Origin of the sequence: Rhizobium sp. BR 249 (assembly GCF_047445895.1) — a bacterium.
GTDB lineage: Bacteria > Pseudomonadota > Alphaproteobacteria > Rhizobiales > Rhizobiaceae > Rhizobium.
Map to the genome: position 1 here is coordinate 94,360 of NZ_JARWKX010000016.1, position 16,062 is coordinate 110,421.

Sequence of the window (16,062 nt, forward strand, 5' to 3'; positions counted from 1 at the left end):
AGATTACAGTCATAATCCTTATAGATAACGATCATAATCCAGATCGTTGTCATTTCCAAGAGGAGCATGAATCATGCGTCTAAGAAACAAGGTCGCCCTGATTACCGGCGGTAACAGCGGCATCGGTCTTGCGACCGCCAAGGTCTTCATCGATGAGGGCGCCAGGGTCGTCATCACCGGCCGCAATCCGGAAACGCTCGCTGCCGCCGAAAAGACGCTCGGCGCCGGCGTTTTGGCGTTGCAGGTCGATGTCACCGATGCCGCCGCCACCGAAAAGGCCTTCGCGGAAGCCGCCGCAAAGGTCGGCAAGTTCGACATCGTCTTCGCCAATGCCGGCATCGGCGGCGCGACACCGCTCGGTGACACCTCGCCGGAGCAGTTCAACCGGATCATCACCACCAATCTGACAGCGGTCTTCTTCACCGTGCAGGCGGCCCTGCCGTATCTCAATGACGGCGGTTCCGTCATCCTCAACGGTTCGGTGCATGCCGTGCTCGGAGCTCCCGGCTGGTCCGCCTATGCGGCCACCAAGGCGGCGGTCCGGGCGATGACGCGCAACATGGCGTCAGAACTCGCGCCGCGCGGCATCCGCGTCAACCAGGTCACTCCAGGCGCCACGAAGACGCCGATCTGGTCGCCGATGGCGCCAACGGAAGACGCAATGTCGGTGCTCGAGACCCGTATGGGCGGCCTCAGCCCGCTTGGCCGCATGAGCGAAGCCGACGAAATCGCCAAGGCAGCGCTCTATCTGGCCTCTGACGATTCAGCCAATGTCACCGGCATCGAAATCACTGTCGACGGCGGCATGACGAGCGCGCCCTCCGGCGCCAAGATCTTCCGCGCTGCCTGAACAAGCAGGGCCGGGCAAGTCGAACCTGTCCGGCCCCGCGAATGCTCCGCCTTAGCTTACATGGATTGCACGATGGGCAACCCGAAACAGGACGATCCCAAAATTCAGCATGGCAAGCAGGAGCAACACGTACAGCATGGTCTGAATGCCTGATGAAACGATGAGTTTGCCGGCGATCAGCGGAAAACCGAAGACGCCGATGAAATAGGCCAGCGAGAATAGCAGCAGCGATTGCGGCATGAGGCCGGCCGGCGCTTCATTTGCGGCAAGGCCGTTGATGACGGAATAGGTCAGCCCATATCCCAGCCCCAGCATCGCCGCCGCCCCCAGATAGACCAGATGACTCGATGTCACCGTCAGGAACAGCGCGATCGATGCCAGCGTCAGGCTCGTCAGAACCAGAAGCGAATAGAACGGGTCTCTCTTGACCACATATCCCGCCACGAACAACCGGCTCAAGATGGCGGAGGACATGAAACCAATGAAGAAAAGCGAGTAGTCGAACCCATGCGCCTTGGCGTAGCTGGTCTGAAAGCTGGACAATCCGCCGAAAATCGCGCCGCCGATGCCGACCATGACGATGGAGTACATAGCCCGAGAAGCGATCACCTGGCGCGCCGCGCCAAACGAGATCTTATTGACATGGGGCAAAATCTTGCCGGCATTGGTCAGCCTGATGTGGAGCAGGAAGTAAAGTGCGCCGCCGGCAAGGCTGGAAAGGGACGCAAACATGAAGGCCGTCTCGATCGGCATGGACCAGCCGGTAGCAAAACGGCCGATGATCGGGCCAGCGCCGATGCCCGACATCATCGATCCGGAAAGCAGCGCAAAAAACCTGATCCGGTGCTCCGGCTCGACGATCGCGGCGACCAGCAAGGGGCCGAGCGCATAGAATGTGCCCCAGCCTATCCCGAGAATGAAACCGACGGCCATCAGGCTCAATCCCGCTGACGGGACCATGGCAAATCCCAAGCCGGATGCAGCAAGAAACAGCCCGGAAAACGCCACTGCCCGCGCAGAGCCGATGGCATCCGCGATGTGACCGGACAGGATGACGAGAATGACGGTGCTGACGGTCGCCGCCGAGATGATCAGACCGGCCAGCGCCTCGTCCCCGCCCCGCTGGCCCACCAGCATGGGGATCAGGAAGGTTACGCCATAGGCGATCGAAAGGAGAAACCCTCCGATACACAAAACGGCAAATTCGCCGCCATCGACCCGCTGCTGTGCAACCGCATCACTCATGTTTCCAAGCCCCTCGCAAGACAATTCATCGGAATGTGCGGCAATGGAGATCACGTTTGTATTTTCCTAACAAGCCGTTTTCATAGTACCCGTAACCTATTGAAAAGACGACATTCCTAAGGAGAAAATTTCTGTTTACTCAACATCGTCAACACCATGGCGAGCACTCCATCCGATCGACATGCTGGAGGGGCGACTCGTCCGCTCCCTTGCTGGGGCGGCGCGCCGTACTTGGAAGAATATCTATGGGCTGGCGGGGTTGCTGCCAAATGGGAAGCTTACCGGGGCAAGGCAAGCTTGCACGGGCAAGACGAGCTTGCCTGGGCAAGACAAACTTGCCTGGGCAAGACGAGCTTGCCCGGGCTAACCGAGCCTCACCACGCCGGAACGGCCGACGACGCAGTTGCGGCCGCTCTTCTTGGCTGCATAGAGCCTGCCGTCGGCCGCCGAGAGCACCGTGGTGAAGCTGCTACCGTCCTCATCGGCGGTGGCAACGCCGATGCTGACCGTCACCGGCTTGTCATCCGGCGTCTTGACGCTGGTCGCGATCGTCCAGCGCAGGCGCTCGGCAAGCAGCAGCCCTTCCTCATGGTTCGTACCGGGGCAGACGGCGACGAACTCTTCGCCGCCGAAGCGGAAGATACGGTCGCTGGAGCGCAGCGTCGTGCCCAGCCGAGTGGCGATCGCCTTCAGCACCTCATCGCCCTGGAGATGACCGTAGCCGTCATTGACGTCCTTGAAGTGGTCGGCATCGATGATGAGGACGGTGGCGGATAGTCCCTGCCTCAACGCCTCGCCGACCATCAACGGCGCCTCCAGCTCCATGCGGGTACGATCGTAGACGCCGGTGAGCATGTCGCGGCCGGTGCGTTCCAGAAGATCGTTGTAGCGCTCGCGGAAGGTCAGGTCGCCGAACACGTCGCTGATGGATCGGGCGGAGGCGTCCGCGCCGACGCGACGGATGTGATATTCGTAGATCGCAAACATTGCCGCATAGAGGCAGACGGCAAGCATCTTCGCCTTCCAGCCGCCCCAGAATACGGCGGCCGGCACGTCCAGGAAGTAATGCAGCGCGGCGAAAAAGCCGACCTGATCGAAGGTCAGCAGCGCAAAGCCCGAGATCATGAAACGCAGAACGACACGCCGGCGGAAAAAATCCCCGAGCTTTTCGTAGAGCAGGATGATGCCGAGCGAATCGATATAGAGCAGCGCCGTGCCCCAGATCATCAGCCAGCCCATCTCCTTGAGGAAATCGACGTCGGGCGTGTGGCCCGCCGACATCTGCAGCGGCTGATGTATCTGCAGCACCCAGGCGATCCCGACCGTCAGGAGATTGCCGAGGAAGAGGCCGTAGATCGGCTGGCGCACCGTCGCGGCATCCTCCTGCAGATAGAGCATCAGGATCATCATCAGCTTGCCGGAGAAGAAGACGGATGAGCCGGGCGACACGTTTCCGAACGGCAGCGAGACGTAGAAGACCGCCGCCAGATAGGTTTCCATGAAATGCATGACGCCGAGCGCCGTCAGGAAAACCCCGAGGCCGAGCCGGTGGCGAAAATGCAGCAGCGTCACCATCAGCACGAAATAGGCGACCGCTTCGACGACGAAGAGAGCGAGGTTGAGCGTCGCCATTACGACACCCCGGCTTCCGGCGGGCGCTGCCAGCCCCCTGCCGGCGTGGCGATCGCGGCGGCGGTTCCTGTGGTCGATCGTCCGAAAAAGTGAAACACGAGGGCAGCCCTGCAAATCCTGCAGGCGGCATCTTTCACCGCAATCCTTTAAGATTAGGTATGCAAGATCACGCGGCTCGGATGAGCAGCCGGCTCATAGGCTTGAAAAGCAAGGAAATTTCCGGCCGGTACGATCCCGATCCTATCCGGAACCCGATTTCAGACCTGGCGAACCTTCTCGCCGTCGCCAAAAAGCGACGAACCGTGCTGATCGATGATCTGCTGCGCCTTGCGCACCGTGCATTCGATCGCATCATCGGAGGAGGAAAACATGTCGGCGCGGATGAAATTGCGCACCAGCACCTCGTCGCCGACCTTCTTTTCGATGCGGCCGGCAAGGCGATACTGGCCACCTTCCTTGCGCGGTTCGGCATAGATCGTGCAATCGGCGTAAAGCTGCGGCTCGCCGGAAGGGCCTGCCGCTTCCGCAGCCGGTTTGCCGCCGCCGGAGAACATCGAAATGATATTTGAAATGAACGAAGCCATGAGCCGTCTCTAGCACGGCGGCGGCGCAGTCGCCAAGTCAAATGATCAGGTTGGCGAGGATCTCGTTTTCGGTGATATCCTCGTAACCCATGCCCGCAGCTTCGAAATTTGCGACCAGCCGGGCGAAATTGTCCGGCGCCTTGGTTTCGATGCCGATCAGGATCGAGCCGAAATTGCGCGCCGATTTCTTCAGATATTCGAAACGGGCGATATCGTCGTCGGGGCCGAGCAGATTGAGGAAATCCCGAAGCGCGCCGGGACGCTGGGCAAGCCGCAGGATGAAGTATTTCTTCAGCCCTGCGTAACGCATGGCTCTTTCCTTCACGTCAGGCAGACGCTCGAAATCGAAATTGCCGCCGGAGACGACGGCGACGATCGTCCTGCCGCGGATCGCTTGGGCGTCCATCGCGGCGATCGCCGTCAGCGACAGCGCGCCTGCCGGCTCCAGCACGACACCCTCGACGTTCAGCATCTCCTGAATGGTGACGCAGATGGCATTTTCCGGCATCAGCCGCACCTGCTCGGCCGGAAAATCGCGGAGTGCCGCAAAGTTCAGGTCGCCGATGCGCGCCACCGCGGCGCCATCGACGAAATTATCGACCTTGGCAAGCGTCGTCACCTCCCCCGCCTCGATGCTGCGCCTCAAGCTCGGCGCACCAGCGGGCTCGGCGAAGACGAAGGCGGATTTCGGCACGGTGCCGTCGAGATAACCGGTGATGCCGGCGGCAAGGCCACCGCCGCCGACCGGCAGGACGACCATGTCGGGCACTGTTCCCTGCGGCAATTGCTGCATGATTTCGGCTGCGACCGTCGCCTGTCCCTCGATGATATCGGCATGGTCGAAGGGCGGCACCATGACGCCGCCGACCGCCTCCACGTGCTCGCGCGCCGCCTGGTAGCACTGGTCGAAAAAGTCGCCGAACAACCGGATGGTGATGAATTCGGCGCCGAACATGCGGGTCTTGTCGATCTTCTGCTGCGGTGTCGTCACCGGCATGAAGACAACGCCCGGCACGCCGAAATGGCGGCAGACATAGGCAAAGCCCTGGGCATGATTGCCGGCCGAGGCGCAGACGAAGGTCTTGGCCGAAGCCCCCTGCCCGATCGCCTTGCGGAAGAAGTTGAAGGCGCCGCGGATCTTGTAGGAGCGTACCGGCGACAGGTCTTCCCGCTTCAGCCAGATATCGGCCCCGTAACGGGCAGAGAGATGATCGTTGAGCTGCAGCGGCGTTGCCGGAAAGAGGCTGCGCATTGCCTGTTCGGCGCTTTCGACATCAAGTCTCGTCACGGGCGTGGTCCAATCTTACATTTAGCCACCCCGCTATCGCACAGCCCGGCCGGCAAAAGAAAGCCCGTTTCACCCGCTTGCGGTTCGTTCGCGACCGGTTCCCGCCCCGGAGCGATCTCACTCGCCGAAAGGCTTTCTTAAACCAATCGCGAAATTGGCGGCACATGAACTGATTTTAACTGTCAATGAAAGGGCCGGCCATTAATATGAGGCCATGACGACACTCAAATTCGCAAGACCGCTCGCCTGGCTCCTGCTCGCCTCGATCATCTTCATGACCGTCTCGCCCATCGGGTTGAGGCCGGAAACCGTGACGACCGTCAATACCGACCGCGCCGGCGCCTATGTGGTCCTCGGGCTCGCCTTTGCGCTTGCCTATCCGAAACAATGGAAAACGGTGGCGGCGCTACTGATCGTCGGCGCTGTCGCCATTGAATATCTGCAATATTTCGCGCCGACCCGCCATGCGCGCCTGCATGATGCCGGCATCAAGGCAGTGGGCGCCGCCATCGGGCTCGTGGCCGGCTGGGTGATCAACAAATGGCGCGAGGCGAGAGCGCTTCCGCTGGCAGAACAGTAATTATCGTCAGCGACGGAGCACGCACAATCCCGAAGATCGAATTCGGGATGTGCGGATTGAAACGTGATAGATCGTCCTTAGCGCGTCTTCCTGGGATGCGCTAAGGACGATCTAGAAACCGCGCAGTTGAACCGCCCAGAAGAACAGCGATATCGCGGCCATCGCAGTTCCCAGAACAAGCGCGGCACTGGTTTTGAAGATCCGGATGCGCCGAGTCTTAGTCCCACTCCAATCGTAAACCATCGCCTTACTCCCCACAAGACAACACTTACTCAACCGTCGCGGCGCAATGCTTGCACCGAAAATGCCTTTGTCAAGCGATAACCCGCCTTTATGCACAATATACAGGCATATTCAATAGCAGCCTATTCAAATGGGATTACGAAGGTGGTGCGGGCGACGGGGATCGAACCCGTACAGCCAAGGCCGAGGGATTTTAAGTCCCTTGCGTCTACCAGTTTCGCCACGCCCGCTTGCTGCGTTTTCAATATCTTGCGTCATTGGCGATGGGAAGAGCCGCGAGGCGTAAAAATCATGCCTCATTCGAACGCATTGGGCGGCTGTTTGCAAAGCGGCCGAAGGACGCTACCTATTTGCGAGCTTCACATCACGGAACATCCCATGAGCCACGACATCGTCACCGCCGCCATGCTCGCCATCGGCGACGAGCTTCTTTCCGGGCGCACCAAGGACAAGAATATCGGCCATCTCGCCGATCTGCTCACCCTTTCCGGCATCGACCTCAAGGAGGTGCGCATCGTCGCCGACGAAGAGGAGGCGATCGTCGAGGCGCTGAACGCGCTTCGCGGCAGATACGACTACGTCTTCACGTCAGGCGGCATCGGGCCGACGCATGACGACATCACGGCCGATGCCATCTCCAAGGCTTTCGGCGTGCCCTGCGAATATGACGAAGCGGCAATGGCGCTGCTTGCCGATATGTACAAGCGCCGCGAGATGGAGTTCACCGAGGCGCGCCAGCGCATGGCGCGCATGCCGCGGGGTGCAGCTCATATCGCCAATCCCGTCTCGACGGCGCCGGGCTTCATCATCGGCAATGTCTATGTCATGGCCGGCGTGCCGCAGGTCTTCCAGGCGATGGTCGACAACGTGCTGCCGACGCTTCGGACCGGCACGCCCGTGCTTTCGCTGGCGATCGCCTGCCCTTACGGCGAAGGCGAGATCGGCACGCCGCTGACGGCGATCCAGAAAGCGCATCCGGAAACCAGCATCGGTTCCTACCCCCGATATGTCGGCCAGAAATTCTTCACCGAGATCGTCGTGCGCGGCCGTTCGCAGGCGGTGATCGATGCGGCCGGCGCCGAGGTGCAGGCGATGATCGAGACCATCCGCCGGAGGAAGGATATCGCCGAAAATCATTCCGCCGAGGCTTAGGAGAGCCGACCATCCTTGATTGACATCAAGGAACTGGAGAAGGGTCCGGTGCATTCCTTTCCTCGCGCAAACCATTTCAGCGCAAGGAGAATTGATATGTCCTACAAAACCATTCTCGCCATTCTCGATACGGCGGACAATAGCGGCGCCGTTGCCGATTTCGCCTTTGCCATCGCCGCCGAAAGCGGCGCCCATGTGATCGGCCTTCATGCCGAAACCATCTCCGCCGTGCCGCTTGTAGCGCCGATGGAAATTCCCGACCCCGTCGCCGTGCAGGCGCTGCAGGACATGGCGCACAGCGAAACAGTCGCGGTGGAGCGCATCTTCCGGGAGAAAGCGGCCGCAGCCGGCGGCTCTTTCGAGTGGCGCAGCTTCGCCACATCAACCGGCTACGGCTCCTCACCGCTGCTCGAAAGCGCCCGCAGTGCCGATCTGCTGATCGCCTCGCAGGCCGATCCCGCCAAACCCTCCGACAGCCACGTCGACGTCAACAGCTTCCTCTTCGAGACCGGCCGGCCGGTGCTGATGATCCCCTATATCATTCGCCAGCCCAAGCCGATCAAGCGTGTGCTGATCGCCTGGAACGGCTCGAAGGAGGCGGCGCGCGCGACCTTCGACGCGCTGCCGATCCTGAAAGCGGCCGACGAGGTGGAAATCTTTTCGGTCGATCCGGCCGACACGGCGCTGCAATCGCCGTTGACGGCAGGCGCCGAGATCGCCGCCACGCTTGCCCGTCACGGGGTAAAGGCGACGCTTTCCACGGCGGAGAGTATCGACAAGCACACGTCTGATGTCATCGAGAACCGGCTTTCCGACAGCAGCATCGATCTTCTCGTCATGGGCGCCTACACGCATTCCTGGCTCTGGCAGACGATCTTCGGGGGCACGACGAAAACCGTGCTGCAATCGATGACGGCGCTGACCCTGTTGTCGCGATAACCGTTGCTCTTGCGTTTTGCCGGCAAATCCCGCTAATAGCGGCGACCGATGACGGCTTCGCGCCTCGGCACAGCTCGCGCGCTGCAGCTCGCGATCTCGCGCAGCAGCATCTTGCGCGATTTCCCGTTTTGCCGATCGCCGCGTCAAGCCCGTCCGGTCGCCGGTAAACGGCGTGTCGTTTCCATCATGCCGCGGAGCAGCCCGATGTCCCTTCCCGATAAAGCCTTTCCCGTTTCCTGGGATCAGTTCCACCGCGATGCGCGTGCGCTTGCCTGGCGCCTTGCCGGCCTCGGCCAAACCTTCAAGGCGATCGTCTGCATCACTCGCGGCGGCCTCGTTCCGGCCGCGATCATTTCGCGCGAACTGAACATCCGGCTGATCGAGACTGTCTGCGTCGCCTCCTATCATGACTATGTGAACCAGGGCGACATGGTGCTGCTCAAGGGGATCACGCCCGAGCTGACCGAAAATGACGGCGAAGGCGTGCTCGTCATCGACGACCTGACCGATACCGGCAAGACCGCGGCACAGGTGCGCGCCATGCTGCCGAAGGCGCATTTCGCCTGCGTCTACGCCAAGCCGAAGGGCGTGCCGACCGTCGACACCTTCGTCACCGAGGTCAGCCAGGATACCTGGATCTATTTCCCCTGGGACATGGGCTTCACCTATCAGGAGCCGATCGCCAAGGGCGCACGCTGACCGCCGCCGGCAGCGGCGCGTGATCCTCGCAATTACCACTTGAAATTGTTCCAGATTTTGTCCGCGGGGTTGCCTGATTCCGCTACCGGGATTCCCACACCTATTTTATTTTCTTCTCATAGACGCGGTGGTTTGAGAATCGTGTCAGGTTGCGCTTAAAACGTGCAAACTGATGATGCGATACGGGGAAGCAAAATGGCGCGGTGGGGGCATCTCGGAGCAATTCTGTCGGTCGGGCTGGCGGCATGTGTTTTTCCCGCCCACGCCGAATCTGCCTATGTGCCCCTCGTGCGCGACTATGTCGAACAGCGGATCAGGCCCTTGGTCGAGACGCCGCTGGTGCTGAGCGCCATTGCCGAGCAGAATGCGAAGTTCGTCAATGTCAGCGAAATGGATATGCGGGTTCTCGACGAAGCCTACCGGTCGGAGATCGGTCAGGACCACCTGCAGATGGTCAAGCTGCTGCTCGACAAATCGGTCTCGCACTACCTGAAGGCCAGGCAGGACGCTTCGCAAGGGGCGATCGTCGAATTTTTCGTCACCGACGCGCATGGGCTGAATGTCGGGCAGAGCATCATCACCGCCGACTACTGGCAGGGCGACGAGGAGAAATACCTCAAAACCTTCGCCAACGGCTCCCGCGAGATCTTCATCGACCGGGCGGAACGCAACGAATCCACGCAGATGCTCGAAACCCAGGCGAGCTTCGTCGTCCTCGACGAAGCGGACAGGCCGATCGGCGTGGCGATCGTCACCATCGCCATCGATGCGCTCTGAGGGCGCTCGCAGGCGGGGCGAATCGGTATGCGCATTTGCATCGAAAATGCCATCACAAGATTTGCCGCAAGGCGCTTTTTTGCCGCCGCGCCGTTTTCCTTAGCCGGCAGCACCTGCAAGCCATTGTAATTTCAACATTCCCCGGCTTTCCCCAATCTCCACAGGCGCATCCACAATATGTTGTGGTTACCATTCAATTAAGAGCCAGCCCTTGACGGAATCACCTGTTTCAAACTTTATTGTGACTGATGTTGCGGCGGCGACAGGACCGGAGGTAACGAGCCCGGTTCCCTTTTGAAAAACAGGACGCAGAATCAGGGTTTTGCACCGGGAGCGGTTCAGGCCCGACAGGATTTTTGCGCGGTTTTCAGCCTCCAAAAAAAGCGGCGTCGGGACTGGCGATAATAAGCTGTTAATACTATATTTAGCGTTTGCAGCCACCATCACCACAAGATACAGGAAGACATCTCTCCGGATGACACCCCTGTCACAATACGGAAACGAGGCTGGCTGCACGACGATAATCTGCCGCCGGATAGGAAATTTGCGCCCCGGGGACGGGCGCCAACGCGAGGTCAAGACTATGCGCATCGAACGTCGTTTCACGAAGGCCGGCCAAGGCGCCTATGCGGATATCGAATTCCGCAAGGCGACGAGCGAGATCAAGAACCCGGATGGGTCGATCGTCTTCCGCCTCGAGAATATCGATGTCCCCGCGCAGTTCTCGCAGGTCGCCACCGACGTTCTGGCGCAGAAGTATTTCCGCAAGGCCGGCGTTCCCACCCGTCTGAAGAAGGTCGAGGAAAACGACGTTCCTTCCTTCCTGTGGCGCTCCGTTCCCGATGATGCCGCGCTGAAGAACCTGCCGAAGGAGGAGCAGACCGGCTCCGAAATCGATGCGCGCCAGGTCTTCGATCGTCTCGCCGGCACCTGGACCTATTGGGGCTGGAAGGGCGGCTATTTCTCTTCGGAAGAAGATGCGGCAGCCTTCAAGGACGAGCTTGCCTATATGCTCGCCACCCAGCGCGTCGCGCCGAACTCCCCGCAGTGGTTCAACACCGGCCTGCACTGGGCCTATGGCATCGACGGCCCGGGCCAGGGCCATTTTTACGTCGACCCCTTCACCGGCAAGCTGACCAAGTCGAAGTCCGCCTACGAACATCCGCAGCCGCATGCCTGCTTCATCCAGTCCGTCGAAGACGACCTCGTCAACGAAGGCGGCATCATGGATCTCTGGGTGCGTGAAGCCCGCCTCTTCAAATACGGCTCCGGCACCGGCTCCAACTTCTCCATGCTGCGCGGCGAAGGCGAAAAGCTTTCCGGCGGCGGCCGCTCCTCCGGCCTGATGAGCTTCCTGAAGATCGGCGACCGCGCCGCCGGCGCCATCAAATCGGGCGGCACGACGCGCCGCGCCGCCAAGATGGTTGTCGTCGACATCGACCATCCCGATATCGAGGAATACATCAACTGGAAGGTCAAGGAAGAGCAGAAGGTCGCCGCCCTCGTCACCGGCTCCAAGATCGTCGCCAGGCACCTGAAGGCGATCATGAAGGCCTGCTTCAATTGCGAAGGCGGCGATAGCGGCGATTGCTTCGACCCGGCCAAGAACCCTGCCCTGAAGCGCGAGATCCGCGCCGCCAAGAAGGACCAGGTTCCGGAAAACTACGTCCAGCGCGTCATCCAGTTCGCCCGCCAGGGCTACAAGGATCTCGAATTCAAGACCTACGACACGGACTGGGATTCGGAAGCTTACCTCACGGTATCGGGCCAGAACTCCAACAACTCCGTCTCGATCAAGGACGACTTCCTGCGCGCGGTCGAGAATGACGGCGAATGGAAGCTGACCGCCCGCAAGGACGGCCGGGTGATGAAGACGCTGAAGGCGCGCGACCTCTGGGAAACGATTTCCTATGCCGCCTGGGCTTCGGCCGATCCGGGCATCCACTTCAACACGACGATGAACGACTGGCACACCTCGCCGGCCGGCGGCCCGATCCGCGGCTCGAACCCGTGCTCGGAATACATGTTCCTCGACGACACGGCCTGCAACCTCGCTTCGCTGAACCTCTTGCAGTTCAAGGACAAGGCCACCAAGCGCATCAATATCGGCGACTACGAACATGCCGTTCGCCTGTGGACCGTCGTGCTCGAAATCTCGGTCATGATGGCGCAGTTCCCGTCGAAGCGCATTGCCGAACTCTCCTACGAATACCGCACGCTCGGCCTCGGCTACGCCAATATCGGCGGCCTGCTGATGTCGTCGGGCATTCCCTACGACTCCACCGAGGCCCGCGCCATCGCCGGTTCGCTGACGGCGATCATGACCGGCATCTGCTATGCGACCTCGGCCGAAATCGCCGGCGAACTCGGCCCCTTCCCGAACTTCGCACCGAACCGCGAAAGCATGCTGCGGGTCATCCGCAACCATCGCCGCGCCGCTTACGGCGAAACCTCCGGCTATGAGGCGCTGTCGATCGATCCGGTCGCGCTGATCCATTCGGAAAACCCGGACCAGGATCTTGCCGCCCATGCCAAATCGGCCTGGGACAAGGCTCTCGAGCTCGGCGAAAAGCACGGCTACCGCAATGCCCAGGTTTCGGTCATCGCCCCCACCGGCACGATCGGCCTCGTCATGGATTGCGACACCACGGGCATCGAGCCTGACTTCGCCCTCGTCAAGTTCAAGAAGCTCGCCGGCGGCGGCTACTTCAAGATCATCAACCGCGCCGTGCCGGAAGCGCTGCGCACACTCGGCTATTCGGAAAGCCAAATCGCCGAGATCGAAGCCTATGCCGTCGGCCATGGCAACCTGAACCAGGCGCCGGCGATCAACCCGTCGACGCTGAAGGCCAAGGGCCTGACCGACGAGAAGGTGGAAGCCGTCAACGCCGCGCTGAAGAGCGCCTTCGACATCAAGTTCGTCTTCAACCAGTGGACGCTCGGCGCCGACTTCCTGAAGGAGACGCTGAAGGTTTCCGACGAGCAGCTCTCCGACATGAGCTTCAACCTGCTCGACCATATGGGCTTCTCGAAGAAGGACATCGAAGCCGCCAACATCCATGTCTGCGGCGCGATGACGCTGGAAGGCGCGCCCTTCCTCAAGGCCGAGCATCTGCCGGTCTTCGATTGCGCCAATCCCTGCGGCAAGATCGGCAAGCGCTACCTCTCGGTAGAAAGCCATATCCGCATGATGGCGGCTGCCCAGCCCTTCATCTCGGGTGCGATTTCCAAGACGATCAACATGCCGAACGAGGCGACCGTCGAGGATTGCAAGAACGCCTATATGCTCTCCTGGAAGCTCGGCCTGAAGGCGAACGCCCTCTACCGTGACGGCTCGAAGCTCTCGCAGCCGCTCAACGCCTCGCTGATCGAAGACGAGAACGACGAGGATGCGCTGGAGGAACTGCTGCAGGCGCCCGTCGCCGCCCAGGCCGTCACCGTCACCGAGAAGATCATCGAACGGGTGATCGAGCGTGTTTCGCGTGAACGCGAGAAGCTGCCGAACCGCCGCCAGGGCTACACCCAGAAGGCCGCCGTCGGCGGACACAAGGTCTATCTCAGAACCGGCGAATTCGGCGACGGCCGCCTCGGCGAGATCTTCATCGACATGCACAAGGAAGGTGCTGCCTTCCGTGCGATGATGAACAACTTCGCCATCGCCATCTCGCTCGGCCTGCAATATGGCGTGCCGCTCGAAGAATATGTCGAGGCCTTCACCTTCACCAAGTTCGAGCCGGCCGGCATGGTCATCGGCAATGATGCGATCAAGAACGCCACCTCGATCCTCGACTACGTCTTCCGCGAACTCGCCGTCTCCTATCTCGGCCGGCACGATCTCGCGCATGTCGATACGTCTGATTTCTCGAACACGGCACTCGGCAAGGGCATCCAGGAAGGCAAGACCAACCTGCTCTCCACCGGCTGGACCCGCGGCTACAAGCCGACGCTGGTATCCGGCACTGGCGGCGAGCGCCAGGCGGGCGAACCCAAGGGTGCCGCCACCGCAGCCCCTGCCCGCGCCGCCTCCACCGGCACCGTGACCGCCTTTGCCGGCAGCGCTGCCCGCAAGCTGGAGCCGACGGTTGCCATCTCCACCTCCGAAATCGTCGCCTTCAAGCGCGATTACGAGGAACGCGCCAAGGAATTGGCGGAAGAGATCGCCGAAGAGGTGACCGAGGAAATCACCAGCGACGCGACCGCCCTCTTCTCCGACAAGGCCGCAGCCGACGCCGCCTCGGCCAAGACGGAAGCCAAGAAAATGGAAGCCGAACGCCGCCAGCGCTCGATCATGCAGGGTTACACGGGCAACATGTGCTCGGAGTGCCAGAACTTCACGATGGTGCGGAACGGGACTTGCGAGAAGTGCGATACTTGTGGGGCTACGAGTGGGTGCAGCTGAGGAAAGTTTGGCGATGATGTAGCGCGCCATTGAGTTCTTCATTGCGCCGCTGAGAATGACATTAAGTCGGCCATTTTGGTCAAAGCGCAAAACCTTCCGGGCATCTCGGTGCCCGGAAAATGCCTTAAGGAACAAAACAGGAATCAACTAGACAGGCACGGAATTCGAGTATGGCAGACGCAGTGATTGCAAACTGGGACGGGCACGACTATCAGGCCCGCTTCTTCTGGATACATGCTTCCGGTCTGCGCGACCCGGAGAAGGCCCATGTCGTTGAGGTCTCATACGAGGCCGACGGGCCGAAGGGTTTCGATGACGTTGTCGTGCGCTACGACCCCGGGATGGAGAGCCGCCGCCCGTTCAGGATTATGACAGCGCATCACCAGGTCAAGTTTCACGTCAACCAAGCTGGCCGCTTCGGCTACGCCGATCTGATCGAACCTGATTTCATTGGGGCGGAGAAGATCTCTATCCTGGAGCGACTCCGCGACGCAGTAAAAAAGGCGCCTGCCGGCTCGACGTTCACATTGGTGACCACCGATCGCATTTTCGACGACGATCCTCTGAATGGGCTAATTCGGCAAAGTGATAAAGCGCTTAACACGGACAAGCTGTTCGATGGCACTACTGACCGCAGTGCAATGGGCAAGATCCGTAAACTGTGGCGTGAGCATCTTGGCCTCAACGACAACGACGAACTGAAGGCTATCGTTGAGACGTTTCACATCATCGATTGCTATCACTCGCTCGAGGCGATGCGGGAGAACGTCGACCTCTATTTCAAGCTCGTCGGCCTCGCCGCTGGCGGCAACAGCCTTGAGTATAAATACGACGGCGCGGCCAGAAAGCTCAAGGCTACGCAACGCAATGTCCTCACAAGGCAGACATTCGAGGAAATTTGCGTCGAGCAGGGTTGGATCAAGCCTCCGCTGGCGGACAACAGGAAGAACATCTCCATCCGCTCATTCAGCGACGGCCCGACCGACTACCTTGATGCCGCGCCAGAAAACACCTTGTCGCTGCACCACATGTTCGACGTACGGCATCTCCAGCCGGGCGCGGACTGGAACACGGATGTCCGGCCTGCGGTGGAAGAATTCATTTTCCGTGTTCGCGAAACCGACAAAAACATCCGCCTGTTCCTCGACAGCCATTCCTCGGTCGCCTTCCTTGCGGGCGCCTTGCTCGGCTTCAAGACGAACACGCATGTGGAGCTGAATCAGAAAGGGCGCGGGCCGACGACGGTCTGGCGGGCTGATGACGACAAGACCGGTCCCCGCGCGGTGACTTCGGTTATCGATATTGGCGATGGCCCGGACGTCGCGGTCGCCGTCAGCTTCTCTCGTGATGCCATCGCGGATGTAGAGGAATACGTTAGGGCAAAGGTTCCAGACATTGGACGTATTCTTCATGTCGTCCCGGAAAACGGTACCAGCCAAAAGTCCTTGGTCGGCGGCGAGCACGCGGCGGACCTTGCAGACCAGATAGCAGGAGCCGTGAAAGCCCTTCGTCCGGCCTTCGGTGCCCGGCGCCATTTCTTCATATCGGGGCCGAACGCATTCACCTTCTTTATGGGCCAGCATCGGGACTCGATGGGGCCAGTCACGCTGTACGAGTTCGATTTCAAGGGTGTCGTAGATGGCAGCTACCACCCCTCTTTCAGGATTGGTTGAG

12 protein-coding genes and 1 tRNA gene are annotated in these 16,062 nt (G+C 60.6%); 8 read left to right on the plus strand and 5 right to left on the minus strand.

Annotated features, from left to right (window positions below; all coding sequences use genetic code 11):
- Positions 1-73 precede the first annotated feature (73 nt).
- Complete coding sequence (locus tag QD408_RS16515; protein ID WP_088680993.1) at positions 74-850, plus strand: glucose 1-dehydrogenase; 777 nt, start codon at positions 74-76, stop codon at positions 848-850.
- 51 nt (positions 851-901) lie between these two features.
- Here QD408_RS16515 and QD408_RS16520 read toward each other — a convergent pair whose 3' ends face one another.
- The 4 genes from QD408_RS16520 to ilvA form a co-directional block, all read right to left on the minus strand.
- Positions 902-2,095, minus strand: coding sequence for an MFS transporter (locus QD408_RS16520; protein ID WP_088681042.1), 1,194 nt, complete (start codon positions 2,093-2,095; stop codon positions 902-904).
- 363 nt (positions 2,096-2,458) lie between these two features.
- Entirely contained in the window at positions 2,459-3,727 is a 1,269-nt protein-coding gene (locus QD408_RS16525) for a diguanylate cyclase (protein ID WP_414140041.1), read from the minus strand.
- Between the two features lie 257 nt (positions 3,728-3,984).
- A complete protein-coding gene (locus tag QD408_RS16530; RefSeq protein ID WP_088680995.1) occupies positions 3,985-4,311 on the minus strand; it encodes an HlyU family transcriptional regulator in 327 nt (108 codons plus the stop codon).
- Positions 4,312-4,348: 37 nt separating this feature from the next.
- A complete protein-coding gene (gene ilvA / locus QD408_RS16535) occupies positions 4,349-5,599 on the minus strand; it encodes a threonine ammonia-lyase (RefSeq protein ID WP_414140042.1) in 1,251 nt (416 codons plus the stop codon).
- A 214-nt stretch (positions 5,600-5,813) separates the two neighbouring features.
- Here ilvA and QD408_RS16540 point away from each other — a divergent pair, with 214 nt between their 5' ends.
- Positions 5,814-6,179 (plus strand): VanZ family protein, encoded by a 366-nt coding sequence (locus QD408_RS16540; RefSeq protein WP_088680997.1) that lies wholly within the window; start codon positions 5,814-5,816, stop codon positions 6,177-6,179.
- 388 nt (positions 6,180-6,567) lie between these two features.
- On the opposite strand, the gene QD408_RS16545 is transcribed toward QD408_RS16540, so the two are convergent.
- Positions 6,568-6,652: transfer RNA gene (locus tag QD408_RS16545), tRNA-Leu, on the minus strand.
- A gap of 148 nt (positions 6,653-6,800) precedes the next feature.
- Here QD408_RS16545 and QD408_RS16550 point away from each other — a divergent pair.
- The 6 genes from QD408_RS16550 to QD408_RS16575 all read left to right on the plus strand — a co-directional run bounded on the left by QD408_RS16550 (position 6,801) and on the right by QD408_RS16575 (position 16,061).
- Positions 6,801-7,574: a competence/damage-inducible protein A gene (locus QD408_RS16550; RefSeq protein WP_414140043.1), complete on the plus strand. Its 774-nt coding sequence runs from the start codon at positions 6,801-6,803 to the stop codon at positions 7,572-7,574.
- Between the two features lie 96 nt (positions 7,575-7,670).
- Positions 7,671-8,513, plus strand: a complete 843-nt coding sequence (locus QD408_RS16555; RefSeq protein ID WP_414140044.1) for a universal stress protein — start codon at positions 7,671-7,673, stop codon at positions 8,511-8,513.
- Positions 8,514-8,717: 204 nt separating this feature from the next.
- Positions 8,718-9,212, plus strand: a complete 495-nt coding sequence (gene gpt / locus QD408_RS16560) for a xanthine phosphoribosyltransferase (protein WP_088681043.1) — start codon at positions 8,718-8,720, stop codon at positions 9,210-9,212.
- Between the two features lie 195 nt (positions 9,213-9,407).
- Positions 9,408-9,989 (plus strand): hypothetical protein, encoded by a 582-nt coding sequence (locus QD408_RS16565; protein ID WP_414140045.1) that lies wholly within the window; start codon positions 9,408-9,410, stop codon positions 9,987-9,989.
- 583 nt (positions 9,990-10,572) lie between these two features.
- The gene (locus QD408_RS16570) at positions 10,573-14,388 is read left to right on the plus strand and encodes a vitamin B12-dependent ribonucleotide reductase (protein ID WP_414140046.1); all 3,816 of its coding nucleotides are present in this window, start codon (positions 10,573-10,575) and stop codon (positions 14,386-14,388) included.
- 170 nt (positions 14,389-14,558) lie between these two features.
- Entirely contained in the window at positions 14,559-16,061 is a 1,503-nt protein-coding gene (locus QD408_RS16575; RefSeq protein ID WP_414140047.1) for an SAVED domain-containing protein, read from the plus strand.
- Position 16,062 lies beyond the last annotated feature (1 nt).

Excerpts from the sequence above, each read along its gene's own strand:
- gpt (WP_088681043.1), top strand. The coding sequence starts at position 8,718 with ATGTCCCTTCCCGATAAAGCCTTTCCCGTTTCCTGGGATCAGTTCCAC.
- QD408_RS16515 (WP_088680993.1), top strand. The coding sequence starts at position 74 with ATGCGTCTAAGAAACAAGGTCGCCCTGATTACCGGCGGTAACAGCGGC.
- QD408_RS16555 (WP_414140044.1), top strand. The coding sequence starts at position 7,671 with ATGTCCTACAAAACCATTCTCGCCATTCTCGATACGGCGGACAATAGC.
- QD408_RS16575 (WP_414140047.1), top strand. The coding sequence starts at position 14,559 with ATGGCAGACGCAGTGATTGCAAACTGGGACGGGCACGACTATCAGGCC.
- QD408_RS16570 (WP_414140046.1), top strand. The coding sequence starts at position 10,573 with ATGCGCATCGAACGTCGTTTCACGAAGGCCGGCCAAGGCGCCTATGCG.
- QD408_RS16565 (WP_414140045.1), top strand. The coding sequence starts at position 9,408 with ATGGCGCGGTGGGGGCATCTCGGAGCAATTCTGTCGGTCGGGCTGGCG.
- QD408_RS16530 (WP_088680995.1), bottom strand. The coding sequence starts at position 4,311 with ATGGCTTCGTTCATTTCAAATATCATTTCGATGTTCTCCGGCGGCGGC.
- QD408_RS16525 (WP_414140041.1), bottom strand. The coding sequence starts at position 3,727 with ATGGCGACGCTCAACCTCGCTCTCTTCGTCGTCGAAGCGGTCGCCTAT.
- QD408_RS16540 (WP_088680997.1), top strand. The coding sequence starts at position 5,814 with ATGACGACACTCAAATTCGCAAGACCGCTCGCCTGGCTCCTGCTCGCC.
- QD408_RS16550 (WP_414140043.1), top strand. The coding sequence starts at position 6,801 with ATGAGCCACGACATCGTCACCGCCGCCATGCTCGCCATCGGCGACGAG.
- QD408_RS16520 (WP_088681042.1), bottom strand. The coding sequence starts at position 2,095 with ATGAGTGATGCGGTTGCACAGCAGCGGGTCGATGGCGGCGAATTTGCC.